The 18,513-nt window shown below is 61.7% G+C and carries 16 protein-coding genes and 3 pseudogenes; 11 read left to right on the forward strand and 8 right to left on the reverse strand.

Annotation, left to right across the window (positions count from 1 at the left end):
- The first annotated feature begins 67 nt into the window (after nt 1-67).
- Nucleotides 68-922 (forward strand): fumarylacetoacetate hydrolase family protein, encoded by an 855-nt coding sequence (locus ABNX08_RS38395; RefSeq protein ID WP_349608894.1) that lies wholly within the window; start codon nt 68-70, stop codon nt 920-922.
- Between the two features lie 196 nt (nt 923-1,118).
- The gene (locus ABNX08_RS38400) at nt 1,119-2,066 is read left to right on the forward strand and encodes a VOC family protein (protein ID WP_349608892.1); all 948 of its coding nucleotides are present in this window, start codon (nt 1,119-1,121) and stop codon (nt 2,064-2,066) included.
- A 332-nt stretch (nt 2,067-2,398) separates the two neighbouring features.
- Here the strand turns inward: ABNX08_RS38400 and ABNX08_RS38405 are convergent.
- Nucleotides 2,399-2,523, reverse strand: a pseudogene (locus ABNX08_RS38405) (integrase); the annotation flags it as partial.
- Between the two features lie 216 nt (nt 2,524-2,739).
- Here ABNX08_RS38405 and ABNX08_RS38410 point away from each other — a divergent pair.
- A complete protein-coding gene (locus ABNX08_RS38410; protein ID WP_022540237.1) occupies nt 2,740-3,615 on the forward strand; it encodes a site-specific integrase in 876 nt (291 codons plus the stop codon).
- A 22-nt stretch (nt 3,616-3,637) separates the two neighbouring features.
- Nucleotides 3,638-4,807 (forward strand): IS91 family transposase, encoded by a 1,170-nt coding sequence (locus ABNX08_RS38415; RefSeq protein WP_022540238.1) that lies wholly within the window; start codon nt 3,638-3,640, stop codon nt 4,805-4,807.
- A 211-nt stretch (nt 4,808-5,018) separates the two neighbouring features.
- On the opposite strand, the gene ABNX08_RS38420 is transcribed toward ABNX08_RS38415, so the two are convergent.
- The 4 genes from ABNX08_RS38420 to ABNX08_RS38435 form a co-directional block, all read right to left on the reverse strand.
- A complete protein-coding gene (locus tag ABNX08_RS38420) occupies nt 5,019-5,213 on the reverse strand; it encodes a hypothetical protein (RefSeq protein WP_349608330.1) in 195 nt (64 codons plus the stop codon).
- A gap of 141 nt (nt 5,214-5,354) precedes the next feature.
- Nucleotides 5,355-5,714 carry a hypothetical protein gene (locus ABNX08_RS38425; RefSeq protein ID WP_349608328.1) on the reverse strand — a complete coding sequence of 120 codons (360 nt, stop codon included), beginning with the start codon at nt 5,712-5,714 and terminating at the stop codon, nt 5,355-5,357.
- 51 nt (nt 5,715-5,765) lie between these two features.
- The gene (locus ABNX08_RS38430; protein ID WP_349608332.1) at nt 5,766-6,851 is read right to left on the reverse strand and encodes an ionic transporter y4hA; all 1,086 of its coding nucleotides are present in this window, start codon (nt 6,849-6,851) and stop codon (nt 5,766-5,768) included.
- A 244-nt stretch (nt 6,852-7,095) separates the two neighbouring features.
- On the reverse strand, nt 7,096-8,448 hold the full coding sequence (locus ABNX08_RS38435; RefSeq protein WP_349608326.1) for an AraC family transcriptional regulator: 1,353 nt from the start codon (nt 8,446-8,448) through the stop codon (nt 7,096-7,098).
- Nucleotides 8,449-8,588: 140 nt separating this feature from the next.
- Between ABNX08_RS38435 and ABNX08_RS38440 the strand changes: the two genes are divergently transcribed.
- The 5 genes from ABNX08_RS38440 (at nt 8,589) to ABNX08_RS38460 (ending at nt 14,185) form a co-directional block, all read left to right on the forward strand.
- Complete coding sequence (locus tag ABNX08_RS38440; RefSeq protein WP_349608324.1) at nt 8,589-8,996, forward strand: carboxymuconolactone decarboxylase family protein; 408 nt, start codon at nt 8,589-8,591, stop codon at nt 8,994-8,996.
- Between the two features lie 71 nt (nt 8,997-9,067).
- Entirely contained in the window at nt 9,068-10,123 is a 1,056-nt protein-coding gene (locus tag ABNX08_RS38445) for a 3-keto-5-aminohexanoate cleavage protein (RefSeq protein WP_349608322.1), read from the forward strand.
- Between the two features lie 84 nt (nt 10,124-10,207).
- Nucleotides 10,208-11,482 carry an MFS transporter gene (locus tag ABNX08_RS38450; RefSeq protein ID WP_349608320.1) on the forward strand — a complete coding sequence of 425 codons (1,275 nt, stop codon included), beginning with the start codon at nt 10,208-10,210 and terminating at the stop codon, nt 11,480-11,482.
- A 6-nt stretch (nt 11,483-11,488) separates the two neighbouring features.
- On the forward strand, nt 11,489-12,328 hold the full coding sequence (locus tag ABNX08_RS38455) for an SDR family NAD(P)-dependent oxidoreductase (RefSeq protein ID WP_349608318.1): 840 nt from the start codon (nt 11,489-11,491) through the stop codon (nt 12,326-12,328).
- A 207-nt stretch (nt 12,329-12,535) separates the two neighbouring features.
- Nucleotides 12,536-14,185 (forward strand): 3-(methylthio)propionyl-CoA ligase, encoded by a 1,650-nt coding sequence (locus ABNX08_RS38460; protein ID WP_349608316.1) that lies wholly within the window; start codon nt 12,536-12,538, stop codon nt 14,183-14,185.
- Nucleotides 14,186-15,666: 1,481 nt separating this feature from the next.
- Here the strand turns inward: ABNX08_RS38460 and ABNX08_RS38465 are convergent.
- From ABNX08_RS38465 to ABNX08_RS38475, 3 genes and pseudogenes are all read right to left on the reverse strand, one after another.
- Nucleotides 15,667-15,894, reverse strand: a pseudogene (locus ABNX08_RS38465) (H-NS histone family protein).
- Nucleotides 15,895-15,957: 63 nt separating this feature from the next.
- Nucleotides 15,958-16,662, reverse strand: a complete 705-nt coding sequence (locus tag ABNX08_RS38470; protein WP_349608314.1) for a dienelactone hydrolase family protein — start codon at nt 16,660-16,662, stop codon at nt 15,958-15,960.
- Nucleotides 16,663-16,888: 226 nt separating this feature from the next.
- Nucleotides 16,889-17,060, reverse strand: a pseudogene (locus tag ABNX08_RS38475) (KfrA protein); the annotation flags it as partial.
- 46 nt (nt 17,061-17,106) lie between these two features.
- Between ABNX08_RS38475 and ABNX08_RS38480 the strand changes: the two are divergent.
- Together ABNX08_RS38480 and ABNX08_RS38485 are read left to right on the forward strand one after the other, a co-directional pair.
- On the forward strand, nt 17,107-17,307 hold the full coding sequence (locus ABNX08_RS38480) for a hypothetical protein (protein ID WP_349608312.1): 201 nt from the start codon (nt 17,107-17,109) through the stop codon (nt 17,305-17,307).
- Between the two features lie 327 nt (nt 17,308-17,634).
- Entirely contained in the window at nt 17,635-18,513 is an 879-nt protein-coding gene (locus tag ABNX08_RS38485) for a site-specific integrase (protein ID WP_349609956.1), read from the forward strand.

Consider the following 18,513-nt stretch of genomic DNA (forward strand, 5'->3'; position numbering starts at 1 on the left):
CCGCGCTCCTGCGGTGACCCCCTGCTGAATTGCAGTAGGGCAATTCCAATATCCATGGAGAATTCGCATGCACCTGATTGCCTATCGTCCCTCCAACGCCGGCGTCGAACTCGAGGCCGACATCGGTGTCCTGGCCGATGGCCTCATCACCCCCTTGACGTCCTTGGGCAGCTTCTACAAGGATACGGATGGCTGGCTGGCGCAGGCACGGACACTGCGCAAGGGCTCTCTGCCGCTGGCCGACGTTACCCTGGCGGTACCCGTTCCACCCAGTGCGAAGATCATCTGTGTAGCAATCAACTATGTTGAGCATGGCAAGGAGGGCGGGCTGCCGACGCCGCCTTTCCCCAATCTGTTTGCACGCTGGGCTTCGACGCTGGTGACGTCGGGCACCGCTGTACCAGTGCCATCGACGGAGCCGGACGGCGTCGATTGGGAGGTAGAGCTGGCGGCGATCATTGGGAAGCCGCTGCTTGAAGCGGATGAGGGCGAAGCGCTGGACGGGGTACTGGGTTACACGGTTTTTAATGATCTGAGTGGACGAGCTTCCCAGCTTCAGAGCATGACGCTCAGCACGGGCCAGTGGGGCCTTGGCAAGAATCTCGACAGCAGCGGCCCTGTCGGATCGATTATCGCTACCGCAGACTCGGTGGATCTCGCTAACACGCGGTTGACGACCAGAGTGGACGGCGAAGTCATGCAGGACGGCACCACGGCCGACATGGTGTTTTCTGTCTCCCAGATCATCGAATTCATCACGCGGACGATCAGCTTGCAGCCCGGAGATCTGATCGCTACCGGTACACCGGCGGGTGTCGGCTTTGGCCGGAATCCGCGCATCTACGCCAAGCCCGGATCGGTCGTCGAGGTTGCTATGCAGGGCATAGTAGCAGTGACAACGCCCATCGTTGCAAGGAACTAGAGACCCCAGGCCAAGCCAGCAGGCTGCCATCAGGGAACAACATCACCGCGGCGAGCTTGCCAGAGGCATCTGCCATCTGCATATAGCTGTTCCCTGGCTTGTTGACTGACGGGGGAAAGCCCGAGAATGCTCGAACGAGATTGTCCTGATTCCCAGCCCGCCGTGGCCAAAGAATAATATTCGTAAGGAGACCGTTGTGATTAAGATTCGTGGTGGAAAATATGTGGTCTATGGGGTTAGCGACCTCGCCAAGACCCGGAGTTTCATGGCTGACTTTGGCCTTGTTCCCGTAGATTGGTCTGGGCGCGCCTCCTATTTCAGGGGGGCTCTATCCAGTCCCTATCTTTATGTGGCGGAACAGTCCGCCGAACCGTCGCTCAAGGCGATTGGCCTCGAAGTGGACAGTGTGGAAGATCTGACACATGCGATGCGTTTCGAGGGGGCGTCGCGAATTCGTGAACTTGACCGTCCCGGCGGTGGCCTGTGTGTTGACGTCGAGTTGCCAGGCGGGGTAAGGCTCGAATTGGTTCACGGTATTGAGGACGTCGCGGAGTTGCCGGTGCATCCGCCGTCTGTGCTTAATGATGGCATCCGGAAGGCACGCTTCAACGTACCACAACGGCCCCGTCGCGGACCGTGCCAGGTGCTTCGCTTGGGGCATATCGCCCTGGGCGTACCTGATCCCGTGGCTGCAAGGGACTGGGCTGTTCGCAACCTGGGCATGATTGTTTCAGACTCCATGCTGCAACCTGGAGCCGCAGACGAATACCTCGGATTCTTCATGCGTTGTGATCAGGGCGCGACGCCTACCGATCACCACACGCTTCTGATCGCAAAGGCCGAAGCTACGAACGTCCATCATGTTTCCTTCGAAGTTCAGGATTTCGACGCGGTTCATATGGGTCATGAGTGGTTGAAGGCGAAGAGCTACAAGGCCCACTGGGGCGTCGGCCGCCATGTCCTTGGCAGCCAGGTATTCGATTACTGGTGGGATCCGGATGGGTTCCGCGTCGAGCATTACGCCGATGGCGACCTCTACGACAACACAGTTCCGGCAACGACAGTCGCGGGAACGGATGATCAGTTGTGGATATGGGGCCCGGAAGTGCCTCTCGCGTTCTTCCAGCAGACCCGGGAGGCCTAGGCCGCAGCCGCGTCACCAAGGCCGGCACTTCTTGGTCAGCGGTCAGTCACGGCGCAGGCCGCGTAGCGAGATGCATTTTCGCTGTGGGTCGACGAGGTAATGCGGATGCAATTGGGAGTGCCAGCCCAGGTCAATGGAGGAGCCGGCCGCGCGGGCTGCGTGCGCACTCACCCGTGCCAGCTTAGGGGCGTCGTCGCTACATGGCGGTCCCCAAGTATCGGACCCTCGCCACAGGCGGGCGGCAGTTGCTAAGCCTCTTGCGAGGCTGTGCTTGTCACCTGAAGATACTCGGCGCCGATAGAGCGTGAATGCTCGAGAGACTTAGGACCGCCATCGGCCACAACCAGGTTGACAAGGTCGCAACCGCGCAGTTTGCTGTCCAGGGCAAAGTTGAAGATCGCCACAGTTCACGAATGTTCATTGGGAGCTGTAGACGTATTCGGGTTGCCCAGACATCTTAAGCCGCAGCGGTAGCCTTCGAGTTCGGGACGTCCGGTGAATGCCCAGGAGCGATCATTCAAGCCTGGGTAGGCGATCGTCTCTTCATCGGCAATGGACTAAACCGTTCGCGCGGTAACCCTCCGGCCATCGCGCAAAGTGACTGAACCGCCTGTGCTGTTCCCTATGTTGAGGACCGAGGCAATTGGCCTCGATTCTCGACAGGAGCACAGCCATGTCAGTCGCGACGCCTACCATCAGCCCGCTGCGCCAGCGCATGATTGAGGACATGCGGATGCGCAAGCTCGCGGACAAGACTCAGACCCACTACATCCGCGCCGTGTGCCAGTTCGCAGCCTTTCTCGGCCGCTCGCCGGACACGGCCAGCACCGAGGATCTGCGACGCTATCAACTCCATCTGGTCGATCACGGCATCTCACCGACCTCGCTCAACGCCGCGATCAGCGGACTGAAGTTCTTCTTCGAGGTGACTCTCTGCGACGTCGACCGGATGGCCAGGATGCGCCCGGTGAGCGTGCCGCGCGTCCTGCCTGTCGTGCTCAGCCCCGACGAAGTCGGCAGGTTACTGGCTGCCGCCAGCAACCTGAAGCACCAGACCGCGCTCGCGGTCGCCTATGGCGCAGGCCTGCGCGCCAGCGAAGTGGTAGCGCTGAGGGTCAGTGACATCGACAGCGAGCGCATGACCCTGCGGATCGAACAAGGCAAGGGTCGCAGGGACCGTTACGCCATGCTCTCGCCAGTCCTGCTCGAACGCCTGCGCGTCTGGTGGCGCGTGGCTCATGCTCAGGGCAAGATGCTCGATGGTGGCTGGCTGTTTCCGGGCCTCAATCCCATCGAGTCACTCAGCACCCGGCAACTCAACCGTGCCTGCCACGCAGCCGCGCAGGCCGCAGAGATCGACAAGCGCGTATCCATGCATACGCTACGCCATAGCTTTGCGACGCACCTGCTGGAGCAGAAGGTCGATATCCGCGTGATTCAGGTGCTGCTTGGACATAAGAAGCTCGAGACGACAGCGCTCTACACCCAGGTCGCCACCGATCTGCTGCGCGAGGTGATCAGCCCGCTCGAACACCTGCGTTCCGACTAGGGATCCTGCCACCGAGCTCATTGTGCTCGAGGTCGCGGATATCTTCCGCCTCCACGGGCCGGCCTGGCGACAGACTGCACACCTGAGCCTGAGTCAGTTGCAAGTCATGTCGGCCATTGAACGGTGTCGCACCGCGGCACTGGGTGGGCATGTGCTGCGCTGCTCCGGCTGCGCCAAGCTTGAGGTTGCCTACAATTCCTGCCGCAACCGCCATTGCCCCAAGTGTCAGGCCAATGCTGCCCGGCGCTGGCTCGACGCACGCAGCGACGACCTCCTCCCCATTGAGTACTACCACGTCGTATTCACGCTTCCCGCAAACATCGGCGCCATCGCCTGGTACAACAAGGCGGTGATCTACGGACTGTTGTTCGATGTCGCCGCCGACACCCTCCGGACCATCGCCGCCGACCCGAAGCACCTCGGAGCGCAGATCGGCGCCACCCTGGTGCTGCACACCTGGGGATCGGCACTCACGCATCATCCACATGTACACGGCATCGTCCCCGGCGGCGGCCTCTCACCGGATGGCGAACGCTGGGTGGCCTGCCGCCCGGGCTTCTTCCTGCCAGTCCGCGTGCTCTCCCGCCTGTTCCGGCGGCGCTTCCTTGAGGCACTCCAGACAGCACACGCGATGGGGCAACTGCAGTTCTTTGGCGAGTTCAGTTCGCTCACCGACCCGGACGCGTTCGCGCAGTGGTTGGCGCCACTACGCGTCACCGAATGGGTCGTCTACGCCAAGCGACCATTCGCTGGACCGGAAGCGGTACTGGCCTACCTGTCACGCTACACCCACCGTGTGGCGATCTCCAACACACGCCTGGTCTCGCTCGATGAACGTGGCGTGACCTTCCGCTGGAAGGACTACCGCGCCAAGGGACGCACGCGCTATAAGACCATGACGCTGGATGTCGGAGAGTTCATGCGGCGCTTCCTGCTGCACGTGCTACCGGGCGGCTTCCATCGCATCCGCCACTACGGTCTGCTTGCCAACCCCGTGCGCCGCGCGAATCTGATCAAGGCACGCGAGCTATTGAACGCCGTGCCGACGGTGACCGCTCCGCCTGACGACACCGATGTCGCTACACGTCCGTCCTTCCTTTGCCGGCACTGTGGCGCACCGATGCTCATCATCGAGGTCATCCCGCGCAGTCCCTGTATCCGCGGACCGCCACCGCAGCGAGCCCTCGCATGAGCCCGCACGTCCCACATCTCCCACTCAACCGACGGCGCTCCGGAATCCGGCGCCGCAAGCGGACAGTTGCGCTCGCCGACTTGCTCGACCATGTTGCATGCTCAGCCTATCCACACAATCCTGACCTACCCCGACCGTCGCGCCATGACAGGAGCCGACTGATGCCCTGCCTCGCCCTTCCAGCCACAGCGCTACGGATCGGCCGAACCCATCAATCGCCATAGCCCGCATCACCGGCATCGCCGGACTCCGCGGTTTCCTCCCTTGAGGTTTGTTCAACGCCTGCCCTCATGCGCCTGGAGTTCTGCAGCCAAGGGCAGGCATCAAACAAACCTAAACAATATAAACAATAAGCGTCGATGGACAGCAAATTTTGGACGACCGCTATCTCGCTGATCGCAGCCATTCGCGACCGAGTTCCCCTGGCGAGCCTCAAATACCATAAACCCCATCCCTCGGATGGCGGTTCGTCGCGCGCGCGATAGCGGTACGGGTAGGGGCATCCATCCCATCAATGCCACCATGAGGAACTCTTCTGGGCGACTACTCACCTCCCGCGTTTTGCCTTCCATTCGCCGTTCGCTTGCTTGCAGAACCAGCCCACCCAGCCTTCCTTCTGGCTGCCACGCTTTACTTCGGTTCGCATCTGGCGACAGCGTTCCCCGTTCTCCACCTTGGTACGTTGCAGCGTGAGACTGCCTTCAATGGCAGCACGCCTTCCGTCTGCTGGGATCTGGAGTGAGACCTTGCCGCCGTCAGGCGTGTCCGATAGCACTTCCTTAAAGGTTCGTATAAAGGTATCTGCCTGGCTTCTGCTCAACGTGCCAAGAATCGTTCCATGTAAGAAATGATCCACGTACGCCGATGCATTGCCCATTGCAAGCATAAAAGCGAAAGCTGTCGTCACCGCAATTGAGCACCGGATAGATAGATTGACGCGCGCCGCGATTGGTTATCCTCATGGAACTACTGACAAGAACAGGTAGGCCGCAAATATCACGAGATGAACCACGCCTTGCAGGATGGTAGAACGGCCCATGCCGAGGGTCAGCGTCAGCACGATCAGCGTCAGGAACAGCAACACAATATCCTTGCCACCGAGCCCCAGTGCAAGCGGCTGGCCGGTCCAGATGAAGACAGCGGCGACCGTCGGAATCGTCAGGCCGATGCTGGCCAGCGCTGAGCCCAGTGCCAGGTTCAGGCTTGTCTGGAGGCGGTCGCTGCGCGCCGCACGCAATGCCGCCAGGCATTCTGGCAGCAGCACGAGCGCGGCAATCACGATACCCACGACAGCCGGCGGAGCGCCTGCTGACAGAATGGCGTTCTCCACCGACGGTGACAGCAACTTGGCGAGTCCCACAACCGCCACCAGGCAGACAATCAGCAGCAAGCCACTTGCCATCGCCACGCGCGCAGGCGGCGGCGGGAGGTGCTCGTTTTCATCCGAGCCGCCTTCCACCAGGAAATAGTCGCGATGGCGCACGGTCTGCACGAAGACGAAGCATCCGTACAGCACCAGCGACATCACGCCTGAAAAGCCCAGTTGTGCGGGCGTCAGCATCGGCCCTGGCGTGGAACTCGTGTAGCTCGGCAACACCATTGTCAGCACCAGCAGCGCGGCCAGCACCGCCATGGCCGCATTGGCTCCCGGCGCCTGGAAGGCCTGTTCGCGATGATGCAGGCCGCCTACAAACAGGCACAGCCCGACGATGCCGTTGCAGATGATCATTACTGCCGCAAACACGGTGTCGCGGGCAAGGCCCGCATTCTCCGGGCCGGAAGAGAGCATGACCGAGACGATCAGTGCCACTTCGATGACCGTGATGGCAAGGGCCAACACCAAGGTACCGAACGGCTCGCCGACCTTGTGGGCGACAACTTCGGCGTGGTGAACGCTCGCAAAGACGGCGCCGGCTAGGGTGATACCCATCAGGGCGATCAGCCAGCCTTGACCGGAGAGCAGTGCGCCGGCAACCAGCGTAGCCAAGGCGATGCACGGCACAACGATTGTCCATGCAGGCAATTTGTTGGGGTTAATTGTCATCGCTGCACGCTCTCCGTTTTTGCTTTTGATGCGAGCGTCCGCCCGGGGCGGACGGAGACGATCTGCGGCTGCAGTGGAGCCCACGGCCGAAGCCTTGCAAGGCGATACAAGAATAGGATCATTGCGTTTCGGTGTGCAACCGCGTCGGCGTATGTCTCAGTGCCCTTTCGATCACAGCCTCCTGCTGGCAGCACGACCGCGCGCGCCAACATTCCGATACCCCTAGCACCACTTTTTGCCCCATTCAGGATCGGTGAATCTTGCGGTCGTGTCTCGCCCTCTTGACCTTGGGTGCCACCGGTGGCGGCGGCAGGTCCAGCGACGCTGCAAGGAGTTCGGCTTGCGCCGGCAGGCGCTCGGAACTGGCGCCAGACTGCGCACGGTCAGGCTGCACGACCTGGTGCTTCAAGCTCTCGAGCTGCTCCCACAGTACGCGCGCCAGCCGGTTCTGCTCCAACGCGATGGCGCGTACGGCGTCGGGATCGGCAGGTAGATCGGAGGGGGCCAGGACGGCAGGCACACCGCCATAGTGTTCGGCTGCCGCAGCGTTTCCAATGTCATATGACGCATTTGTGCCTGAATCCTGGGGTGCCGCCGCATTACCCCTTCTGCTCCGCCACCTCGAAACGCTACATCCGAAGCGGCGGCCAAACCAGCGGGAAAATGCGCTCAATGATGAAAAGCCCACCAGCGTCGCGACTTCAGACAGCGGCCGATCGTCGCTGTCGATATACCGCTTTACCAGGTCCTCCCGCACACCGTCGACAATAGCCAGGTAGCTTTCGCCGTGCTGCGCGAGGCGGCTGGATACGGTCCTGCGACCGACGCCCAGATGCTGCGCCACGCGATCCACTGAACAGGTGCCCGACGGAAGTAGCGTGATGACGAGCTTCCTTACCTTGTCGGGCATCGTCGCGTTGGACTGAGCCAGCATCGCATCCAGGTAGTGGCGCACCTGCTGCGCCATGACCGGATCGTAGGCGGGGATCGCGACTTCAAGATCGGCCGCCTGGCACACAAGACCATCAAAATCCTGCCTGAACAGAACCGGGACCCCAAACACCCGCGCGTACATGGCGAGGCTGGCGGGAGCAGCATGCGTGAAGCAGATGGTACGAGGCCTCCACGTGCCGCCAAGCAGCGTGCTTAGCGTCCTGTGCACGACGCCCAGCACCAATTGCATCGCCTGCCGCATGGCGCCGGCGTAGCCGCCAAGCAGGTCCTCCCGGATGATGACGATGCCCTCCGTTTCCTCGATGCGCATGTGGAGCGCTTCGTTCTGCAGCCGCAGGTAGTGCGACACCGAGTCGAGCGCCTTGCGTAGTGTGGGCTGCTCCTGCATCACAAAACCGAGCGGCCCAAGGTTGGAGAGCTGGCGGGTTTCCGCCATACGCAGGCCAAGATCCTCGATGCCCGCGGCCTCGGCCGACGCCTCCAGCAGGCGGCCCACCGCCTCGGCTGGAATCATGGTGTCCGGGGTCAATAACGCAGACCGGTCAATTCCCGCATGACTCAAGTGCCGATAGGGATCAATCCCAACGGATCGCGCCACCTTGACGTAGTCGGTCAGGGCGGCACTGCGAACTAGGTAGGCCATAAGGTTTTCCCTTGCTACCCAATATGTAAATTCAAACTCCCAGAATGTCAAATTGACAATCGGCCCGTCTCCGATACTTGCCTCCAGACAAGCGAGGCGCGCAACGCGGCGCACCTTTGAGACAGTCAAGGAGACGAGTAATGAGCGACACGACGAGCGGCACTGCTACCCCGGTCAGCGATCACCTGCGCGCCACCGGTAACTGGAATCCGGCCTGGGATCCCATTGCGGAACTGGATCCCGTCTGGGCAGAGAAATTCATGGCAATGGGCGCGCACACGATGATGTCGGGTGTGCTGGCGCCGAAGGTGCTCGAATTCATCGCCATCGCGGTGGACGCGTCCTGCACCCATATGTATGCACCGGGCACGCGCCGTCACATCCGCAAGGCGCTCGAACTGGGCGCCACCAGGGCAGAGATTGCTGCCGTGCTGCAGGCGGTGAGCGTGCTTGGCATCCATACCAGCAGCCTGGGGGCACCAATTCTTCTGGAGGAACTGGCGACCATCGAGCAGGCCAGGACGACCAGCACCCAGGCTGCCGCCTGAGTAGCCAATTCGCAACCCCCTATTCCCACCAAATCCCATAACCCACGAACATTCTCGAGGACGATCAAGCCATGCATTTCCTAGACGACTCCCTGCTGCCCGAAAACCAGGAAAAACTCGTGATCCAGGTCGCTCCATACGGCCCGCAATGGATCCCCAGCGACTCGGACGATATCCCGGTCACGATGGACGAGCAGATCCAGAAGGCGGTCGACTGCTACAACGCCGGCGCCACCGTGCTGCACGTGCATGTGCGCGAGGCTGACGGAAAGGGCAGCAAGCGCCTGTCCATGTTCAATGAGATGCTGGCCCGCCTGCGCGAAGCCGTGCCCAAGATGGTATTGCAAGTGGGCGGTTCCATCTCGTTCGCTCCGGAAGATGAAGGAAAGGCCGCCAAGTGGCCCAGTGACGACACCCGCCATATGATTGCGGAACTCAATCCCCGGCCGGACCAGGTCACCGTTGCCATCAACACCGGCCAGATGAACATCATGGAGTTGATGACCGAGGCCGACATCGCCGGCACGTCGTTCACCAATCCCGCAGTGCAGGCGGCGTACCGGGACATGGTCTCCCCGTCCAACCCGTCGTGGCATGAGGAGCACATCAGGCGGCTCGTGGCTAATGGTATCCAGCCTCAATTCATGCTTGGCAACCTGGCGCAACTGGAGACGCTCGAGCGCCTGATCCGTAGGGGTCTGTACCAAGGTCCGCTGAACCTGAATTACGTAGCCATCGGCGGCGGTGCTTCAGGCCTACACCCGGCCGACATGCTCGAGTTCGCCCGACGCACGCCAGATGGTGCTGTGCTCACGCTGGAAACCCTGAATCGCAACGTGGTGCCAATGAACACCATGGCCATCGCGTTGGGCCTGCATGTGCGCGTCGGCATCGAGGACACGCTGTTCGGCCCCGACGGAGAACGCGCGACCTCAGTGCAGCAGGTCGAGAAGATGGTGCGCATTGCGCGCGAGCTCAACCGCGACATCGCCACCGGCGACGATGCCCGCCGCATCTACCAGATCGGCGCCCAGTGGAATTCCACCGATGAGACGCTGAAGGCCTTGGGCATGGTGCCCAACCGTGCGCCAGCGCAGCGCGGTGTTCCTGTGCGCAAGGTAGCGTAAGCCGGTGAGTCCCGGGCGGACTGCGGCAGCGTACCGTACTCCGTCCGGCCCGCGAGAAATGATCCTGCGGTCTGGAGACATCTGATGTTCTGGAAAAAAAGCCCCTCTGCCGTTCTGGCAACGTTGTTGACGATCCACCTGCTTGCTCACATCGACCGCAACATGCTGCTGGGATTTTCGCCGCAAATCATCAAGGATCTGGCGATCAACAATGCGCAATATGGATTCCTGGTCGGCGCGGTCTGGGTGCTGAGCTTCGGCGTCATGGCGATGTTCATGGGCACGCTCGCGGATCGCTTCAGCCGAACGCGGATCATCGCGGCCGGCGTGCTGATCTGGAGCGCCTGCACCTGGGCTTCTGGCCATGCACAGACTTTCGAGCAAATGGCAGTCGCGCGCTTCTTTGTCGCCAGCGGCGAAGCGGCCCTGGTGCCAGCCGCGGTGGGCTTGCTGGCCGAGCTGTTCTCCGAGAAGCGGCGCGGCACGGTGATGGGCTTGTTCTTCATGGGCATCCCCCTGGGCATCGGCTGCAGCTTCCTGCTGGCCGGCACCTTTGGTGCCGCGCACGGCTGGCGCACGACCTTCTATGCCTTGGGCGTGATCGGCGTCGCCATCGCCATGCCGCTGGCATTGCTGAAGGATGATCGCGGCCAGCTTGCGCCCCAGGATCGGGGCGCGCCCGCCCTGCAACAAGTGCTCACAGTACTTCGGCTGATCAGGGGGCATCGCGCGCTTCGCTTCACCATTGTTGGCTTCGTGCTGACGCACATCGCCTTCGCCAGCCTCTCTTTTACGCAACTGTGGATGGTGAATGAGCGCGGCATGGATGCCGCCGGCATCGCCACCCGCATCGGCGCGCTGCAACTCCTGTTCGGCACGCTCGGCTCGGTGGTGGGTGGCGTCCTCAGCGACCGCATGGCGCGCAAACTACCCGGCGGACATGCCACGTTCATGACGCTGCTCGTCGTCATCTGCGCACCATTGGTTATCGCCTTTCGTTTTGCCCCTGCCGGCTCCGCTGTGTTCTACATCGGCATGTGCGTGGGCTTCTTCCTGCCGCTGGCACTTTATGGCCCAGCCAATGCGGCGCTCACGGGCATGACGCCGCAGAAGATGCGCTCGACGATCTCTGGCTTCACGATGCTGTGCATCAATGTCTTCGCGATCGCCATTGGCACCGTGGCCGTGGGCGCTGCGACGGACTATCTGATCGCAAATGGCACCACTGCGCCTCTGACACGCGTACTGCTAACCACGGATGTGCTGGCTATCGCTTCGGCACTGTTCTTCGCACTGGCCGCGCGCGCGTCGTGCAAGCAGCCGGCCATCGACATGCAATCCCTGCAAACGACGAGGTAAGGAATCATGACGCAAAGTCAAAGGAAGAATCTGGAAGGGCGAGTCGCCCTGGTCACTGGCGCCGGTCGCGGCATGGGTGGCGCTATCGCGATCGACCTCGCCAGGGCGGGTGCGCGCGTCGTGATCTGTGACATCGACATGCCCGCACTCGAGCAAACGCGCGCGGCAGTGGAAGCGGCCGGCGCACAGTGCCTCGCGCTGCGCTGCGATGTGTCCTCGAGCATTGAAGTCGACAACATGTTCGCCGCTACCGTCGAACGCTTCGGCACGTTGCACATCCTGGTCAATAACGCTGCGCTCGTGCCGAACCGGCCAATCGACACCGAGCGCCGCAACAAGCACTACGCCTATATCACCTCCCCGGTGCAGCGCCAGTCGCTGGGATTTACCAGCAATATGAGCGACGAAGACTGGCATCGTTACTGGGACGTCAACGTGCATGGCCTGTTCTATTGCACACGCGAAGCGCTCAAGCTGATGGAACTCCAGCGCGACGGCAAGATCATCAACATCGCATCGATTGCCGGCTTCTCGGCGATGAGCGCGCACAGTCCGCATTACTGCGCGACCAAAGGCGCGGTAATTGCCTTCACCAAATCGGTAGCTGCTGAAGTAGCCGGCGCCAACATTTTTGTCAATGCGATGGCTCCAGGCGGTGTGGCAACTCCAGAATTTACGGAATATTTCGAGGGCGCGGGTGAGGAGAAGCGCAACCAGTTCTGGCAGGTCGTCCCGGCCGGACGCCTGGGCACCATGCCGGAATATGCTTCGACCGTGACCTACCTGGCCGGCGATCATTACCTGATAGGCCAGGTGATCAGCCCCAATGGCGGGGCCGTGATCTGACCTCGCGCATCGCATGCCGCAGCACGACCTTCCCGCGAAGCCCTGCCCGGGGGAATGAGAACGCTACCCGGGATAGGCGTTGGGACCAGATGACCACGCAGGAGCGGATCGAGTTCGCAGCACTGCCCGAACACCGCCGCAGGCAAAGGCCGGCCACGCGGCGTAACTCCGGGATCCTACGCAAGACTACAGAAGGTGAATTGACCCATGAACGGTTTGATGATGCAAAAGCAGTTATTGATCCCCTCACTAATCGTGCATGCGGATCGACACCACGGCGATACGGAGATCGTATCGCGCCGGGTTGAGGGCGACCTCCATCGCTATACCTTCCGCGACTGCCACCGCCGCGCCCGCCAAATGGCCAATGCGCTGACCAGCCTGGGCGTGAGCGCTTCCGACCGCATCGGCACGCTGGCATGGAACGGCTATCGTCATATGGAGCTGTACTACGGCATCTCCGGCATGGGCGCGGTGATGCACACTATCAATCCTCGCCTGCATGAGGACCAGGTCGTCTATATCGCCAATCATGCGGAAGACCAGTACATCTTCTTCGACCTGACCTTCCTGCCGCTGGTCCAGGCCATTGCGGGCCGCTGCAAGGCCGTCAAGGCCTTTATCGCGATGACCGATCGCACGCATATGCCGCGGGATTCCATCATCGCGAACCTGCTGTGCTACGAAGACCTGATCGAGCAAAGTTCTACGGCCTATACGTGGCCGATCTTCGACGAGGATACCGCCAGTACGCTGTGCTATACGTCCGGCACCACCGGCAATCCGAAGGGCGTCCTGTACACCCATCGCTCCACACTGTTGCATACCTATGCGGCGGCGCTGCCGGATGCGCTGAACTGCTCGGCACGCGACGTGATCCTGCCGGTGGTGCCAATGTTCCATGTTAATGCCTGGGGCATTCCGTACGTCGCTTGCATGACTGGCGCCAAGCTCGTATTCCCTGGCCCGGGACTGGACGGAAAATCACTCTATGACTTGTTTGAAGCCGAGAAGGTCACGCTCTCCGCCGGCGTGCCAACGGTCTGGCAGGGCCTGTTGGGCTATCTCGAACAGAACGGCCTCGAGTTTTCGACCATGAAGCGCACCATCATTGGCGGCGCGGCCTGCCCGCCTTCCATGCTGCGAAAATTCCAGGAAGACTACGGCGTAGCGGTATTGCATGCATGGGGAATGACCGAGCTGAGTCCGCTCGGTACGGTCGGCGCAATGAAATCCAGGCATATGGAAATGCTCCCGGAAGACTGCTATGCAGTGCAGTCCAAGCAAGGTCGCGCAGTATTTGGCGTCGATGTGAAGATCGTCAGTGCGGACGGTCAAGAACTGCCTTGGGACGGCGTGACCTCCGGCGACCTGCTGGTGCGTGGGCCATGGGTGGTGCGCAACTACTTCAGGAATGAAGGCGGCAGCCCGCTTCAGATCGATGGCGAAGCGCACGGCTGGTTCCCGACCGGAGACGTTGCTACCATCGATGCCGATGGCTTCATGCAGATTACTGACCGCAGCAAGGACGTGATCAAGTCGGGAGGCGAATGGATAGGGTCGATTGATCTGGAGAACATTGCGATGGCTCATCCGGCGGTGTCACAGGCGGCCTGCATCGCAGCGAAGCATGCCAAATGGGATGAGCGCCCCTTGCTGATCGTCGCCAGGAAGCCGGGAGCAGAACTCACGGGTGAGCAGTTGCTCGCCTTCTATGAAGGAAAAGTCGCAAGATGGTGGACCCCGGATGACGTGATCTTCGTCGATGCAATTCCCTTGGGTGCGACCGGCAAGATCCTGAAAAACCGCTTGCGGGAACAGTTCGGTGATCACCTGCTGGGCGAACCTCTGAGTTGATCGATATCGCGGACAGTTCCCCTTGGTAGCAGGCGGAATGCCGTGAACTTAGGGTTGAAGGCAACGACAGCTTGCTCCCGGCCACGAAGAGCTCTTGCCGACCTTCTCGGACGTCCAAGGCTCGGCTGGAATGACCGCTGCTCTGGCCATTTCGGCCGTTCGACTCTGAACTGCCGAATGACGGAGAAGGGTCGGTCAGAGACGATCGCAACTACGCGGCGGGCATCCGTCCGAGACTAGGCCTGCCGCCGTCTTCGAGCATGTGAGGCTGGCCGCCGATGGTCGAGGCCAGCGAGGTCGGCGGCCAACCTGGAGTTCGTCTTGTGAACGATGAGATTGACGGCGTAGGGCGCGTCGTTTGGACCTAGTACAACATCCCGTAAATAGGAGACCGCGCCAAACCGGGGGCTGACTAAGCGGCAAGGCGGTGGGGTTCTCCTCCGCCGACGGAGGGATACCATCGCTCAACGTGCGATCGGAACTGGTCATTGAGCACGACCGTCCGGATTCGCAGCGCGTTGTGCACGTGCCGAGGTCGCCAGCCCATATGCTGCCGTTTGAGGGGGCATCGTACCTTTTGTGCAAAAAGTGGCGGTAATCAGCCGGAGAGCCGCCTGCAGCATGGCTTTGCTCCTTCCCGCCTTTCGCACGAGCAGCGATATTGCAACCCCTTGATTCGTAATGACTTTTGGGGCCAAACCGCCAGATTTCACATGAAAGGTACGATCACCCTTGTAGCGCTCGGACTGCATCAGCGCTCAACGTCAGCTCGAGACTGGCCTCCTACCACCCGAAGCACGTTACCCTCTGGCGTAACCTGCCGCGGAATGTCGTTGTATGTCAGCCTGCCCGGCCTTGCCGTTGTGGCCGGCCGTAATGGTGATATTTTCGCTGCTCGACGCGTCCGGCCGCTTGTTGCAGGAGGACCCACACGACTATTTTTCCGTTTGTGCGCCGATGGCAAGTATTTCGTGGCCGAACTGCGCGCCTCCGGCGGGTTCCATACCTCTATGTAGCGCTCGCCGGCAAACGCCGATGTTGCAAGTACCATCGTTACCAGACCGTACAGCAGATTCTTGGCCAATATCGTCTCCGCGTTGTGTTTTGGCAACCGCAGCAAGTCAGCTTCTGGTCGCGGCGTATTCTCGCACGCCGGGCCGTGAGCCAACTCGGGTTTTAGCCGAACGCGACAGCCTGTTCGTGCACGACCGGAGACAGTCAGATTGACCCGAGGCTGAGCCCCGGCGCGCGCGGTTGGTAGCTGGCGCTACGTTCGCGGAGGAAGGCGCGCAGGCCGACCGCGCGTCAGGCTGGCGGGATGGCCGCTCCGGCAGGTCTCCCTTTGTTTTCGCTGCAGCTTACCGGGGTAGCCAATGCACACCGCTGTAGCTCACACCAGCTTCGCAACTAGGAGCTGATGCGCGCCTCCGGCGAACTGGGAGGGGATTCTGACCCAGCCCCATCGCATAGTTGCGACGCCACTACCAGACCCGGAAAAACTCCACACTCTGCCCCGCATTGACCGCACGTCGCAGCCAGTCGGGCATGTCGCCCTGCCCTCCCGACTCTGCCCCGCGGCGTTGCGGTAGCACACGGGCGGCGGCGGATCCAGGCACCCGCCGCTGTCAGCTCCTACATGGTGAGCCCATAGTCGGCAATCTCCGCCTGAATCCAGCGGATTGCCCGGCCCGCTCAGTCTTCACTGTCATCGTTGCCGTCGCTGCCGTCATCCGGGTTCAGGGCGGCTGGCCGCAGACGGGATGCTTCCCGCCTCAGCGCCAAAGGTGGCGCGCGAAGAACGTCAGCGTGCGGTCCCAGGCGACCTGCGCCCAAGCGGCGTCGTACTGGGTACCGGCGATGCGGCCGTCGCCGATGGCGTCCTCGTTGGCAAAGGCATGGTGCGCAAGGTAACGGTGGAACGTCGCGTCGACGCCGCCGGCGCGCAGCTTCTCCTCGAGCTTGTCGAAGTCCTCGGCCGCAAAGAACGCGTCCTGCGTGGCCGAGTGAACGAGCACCGGCACCTTGATATTGGCAGGGTCGATGGCTTCCAGCGGCGGCATGCCGTAGAACGGCACACCTGCCTTCAACTCGGGGATGGCGTTCAGCGACAGCAGCGTCAGCGCGCCACCCATGCAGAAGCCGGTGATACCGATGCGGCTGCTCAGGGTGCCAAGGTACTGCACGGCGCCGCGGATGTCCTGCGCCACGGCGTCGCCGAAGTTCAGCTTGGACATCAGGTGGTGGGCCTCTTCCTGCTCGACCGTGCTGGCGCCGCGGTAGAGGTCCGGCACCAGCGCGTAGTAGCCGGCACGCCCAAGGCGGTCGGCCACGCCGCGAATCTGGTTGTTCAGGCCCCACCACTCCTGGACAACGATGATGGCCGGGGCGCCGTCGGTGCGATCCGGCTTCGCAAGGTAGCCGTTGACCGACTGGCCGTCGGGACGGATGAACGAGACGGTCTGACCGATGTGTCGCATGATTGGCTGCTCCTGTCGTTTGATGTGGACCAGATGGGCCGGATGATAGCGCAAGGGAGGTGTCGGCAGCGGCAAACGGCGAACCCGGCGACTATGCGACCCGGAAAAACTCCACCGACTGCCCCACATTGACCGCCCGCCGCAGCGAGCCGGGCATGTCGCCCTGCCCCTCCCGACTCTGCCCCTCGGCGTTGCGGTAGCAGACCACTGGCGGTGACGCTGGGGCCGGCGGCGTTGGCCGCCTGCCAGATGGTCTGGACCGCCCCGGCGGCGATATCCTTCAACGCATCCGCCAAGTCGGGATGGTCGATGGTGACGCGCGTGCGCCCGCGCAGTTCCTGCCAGAACGCCTGCAACACCTCGGCGGGCATGCCCACGCTGCCCTTGCGCGCCAGGCTGCGTGGTCCGCTATGATGAAATCACGAACCACAGAGGGAAGGCGAAATGGCTTCAAAACTGATCCACTACATCATGAGTCAACGCTTTCAAGACGTTGTCGGACGCGGTATCGAGCAAGCCGTGGCCGTGACGCGTGCGTCAGGTTTGACTCCGGCAGGCGATCCGAACATAAAGCCGAGCGCTGGTCCTACGACGACTGTCATCGTTGAAGGTGTCCCTTCCGCAAAGCCCGTACGCAAGATCTGAGCGACACCGCGTCAAGGGCATTCATCAGACGATCCTAACGCTGTATCAGGCGCTGCGTTCGCCCTTGGCCAATGGCTGTGCGCGACAATGCGCCGCTTGGGCCCTTCCTTTTTCTTACGTATCGTTGCAACGCTATCGGAAATTGACATAACTGGGGCTGTACTAAACCGCTGACGCGGTAGTGGTGGTAGGCACATGTCTATGGCTGACGTTTCATGAAGAGGGTTGGCTGGCGCTGAACTCCAGCGAGGTGGTGAGCTGTCTCGCTAGGAGCAGTATGTGAACGCCCAGTTGGGCATTTCATCTACTGCTTCCAGGAGGCTCGCCATGACGCCACTGCGCCAACGCATGCTGCATGACATGCAGATCCGCAACTTTGCAGAGAATACCCAGAAGTCCTATCTGGTTCAGGTGTCGAGTTTCGCCCGGCACTTTCGCAGATCGCCCGAACTGCTGGGTCCCGAGGAGATCCGGACCTGGCTCGTCTACCTCCGCGAAGAGCGCAAGTTGGCACCCGCCAGTCTCGCCGCAAGCATCGGCGCACTGCGCTTTCTCTACCGCGTGACGCTTAAGCGACACTGGAGCGACGACGACCTTCCCTTGCCCAAGAAGCCGGTCCGATTGCCAGTCATCCTGAGCCTGGAGGAGATCACGACCTTCTTTGAGTCGATCGCCAGTTTCAAGCAACGCACCATCCTGATGACCGCGTACGCTGCCGGATTGCGGGTGTCAGAAGTCGTGCATCTGAAGGTCACCGATATTGACAGCAAGCGCATGGTCATCCGTGTGAACCAAGGCAAGAACAGTAGGGATCGCTACGTAATGCTGTCGCCGAGGCTGCTTGAGATCCTGAGACTCTACTGGCAGGATGCTCACCCGCGAGAGTGGCTGTTTCCGGGCAACATCCCCGGACGACCCATCTGCCGCGCTGCCGTGGCCCAGGCATGCCTGATTGCACGTAAGCGCAGCGGCATCACAAAGCCAATCACACCGCATTCGCTGCGGCACGCCTTCGCCACGCATTTACTGGAGGCTGGCACCGACGTGCGTCGGATCCAGTTGCTACTGGGACATCGTGCCCTTTCGACGACGGCCCGCTACCTCAAAGTGGCTACCACCACTGTGTGCGCGACTCCGAGCCCCTTTGACTTACTGCCGCATCCCCTCCCCATTCCGCCTGAGCCCACACCGCCCGCGTCCTTCTGA

This window comes from Cupriavidus sp. DF5525 (assembly GCF_040149425.2).
In the GTDB taxonomy this organism is placed as follows: Bacteria; Pseudomonadota; Gammaproteobacteria; order Burkholderiales; family Burkholderiaceae; genus Cupriavidus; species Cupriavidus pickettii_A.

Coding starts and splice junctions, on each gene's coding strand:
- ABNX08_RS38480 (WP_349608312.1), top strand. CDS start 17,107: ATGGCTTCAAAACTGATCCACTACATCATGAGTCAACGCTTTCAAGAC.
- ABNX08_RS38395 (WP_349608894.1), top strand. CDS start 68: ATGCACCTGATTGCCTATCGTCCCTCCAACGCCGGCGTCGAACTCGAG.
- ABNX08_RS38440 (WP_349608324.1), top strand. CDS start 8,589: ATGAGCGACACGACGAGCGGCACTGCTACCCCGGTCAGCGATCACCTG.
- ABNX08_RS38450 (WP_349608320.1), top strand. CDS start 10,208: ATGTTCTGGAAAAAAAGCCCCTCTGCCGTTCTGGCAACGTTGTTGACG.
- ABNX08_RS38445 (WP_349608322.1), top strand. CDS start 9,068: ATGCATTTCCTAGACGACTCCCTGCTGCCCGAAAACCAGGAAAAACTC.
- ABNX08_RS38460 (WP_349608316.1), top strand. CDS start 12,536: ATGAACGGTTTGATGATGCAAAAGCAGTTATTGATCCCCTCACTAATC.
- ABNX08_RS38455 (WP_349608318.1), top strand. CDS start 11,489: ATGACGCAAAGTCAAAGGAAGAATCTGGAAGGGCGAGTCGCCCTGGTC.
- ABNX08_RS38410 (WP_022540237.1), top strand. CDS start 2,740: ATGTCAGTCGCGACGCCTACCATCAGCCCGCTGCGCCAGCGCATGATT.
- ABNX08_RS38420 (WP_349608330.1), bottom strand. CDS start 5,213: ATGGCTGCGATCAGCGAGATAGCGGTCGTCCAAAATTTGCTGTCCATC.
- ABNX08_RS38485 (WP_349609956.1), top strand. CDS start 17,635: ATGACGCCACTGCGCCAACGCATGCTGCATGACATGCAGATCCGCAAC.
- ABNX08_RS38470 (WP_349608314.1), bottom strand. CDS start 16,662: ATGCGACACATCGGTCAGACCGTCTCGTTCATCCGTCCCGACGGCCAG.
- ABNX08_RS38435 (WP_349608326.1), bottom strand. CDS start 8,448: ATGGCCTACCTAGTTCGCAGTGCCGCCCTGACCGACTACGTCAAGGTG.
- ABNX08_RS38430 (WP_349608332.1), bottom strand. CDS start 6,851: ATGACAATTAACCCCAACAAATTGCCTGCATGGACAATCGTTGTGCCG.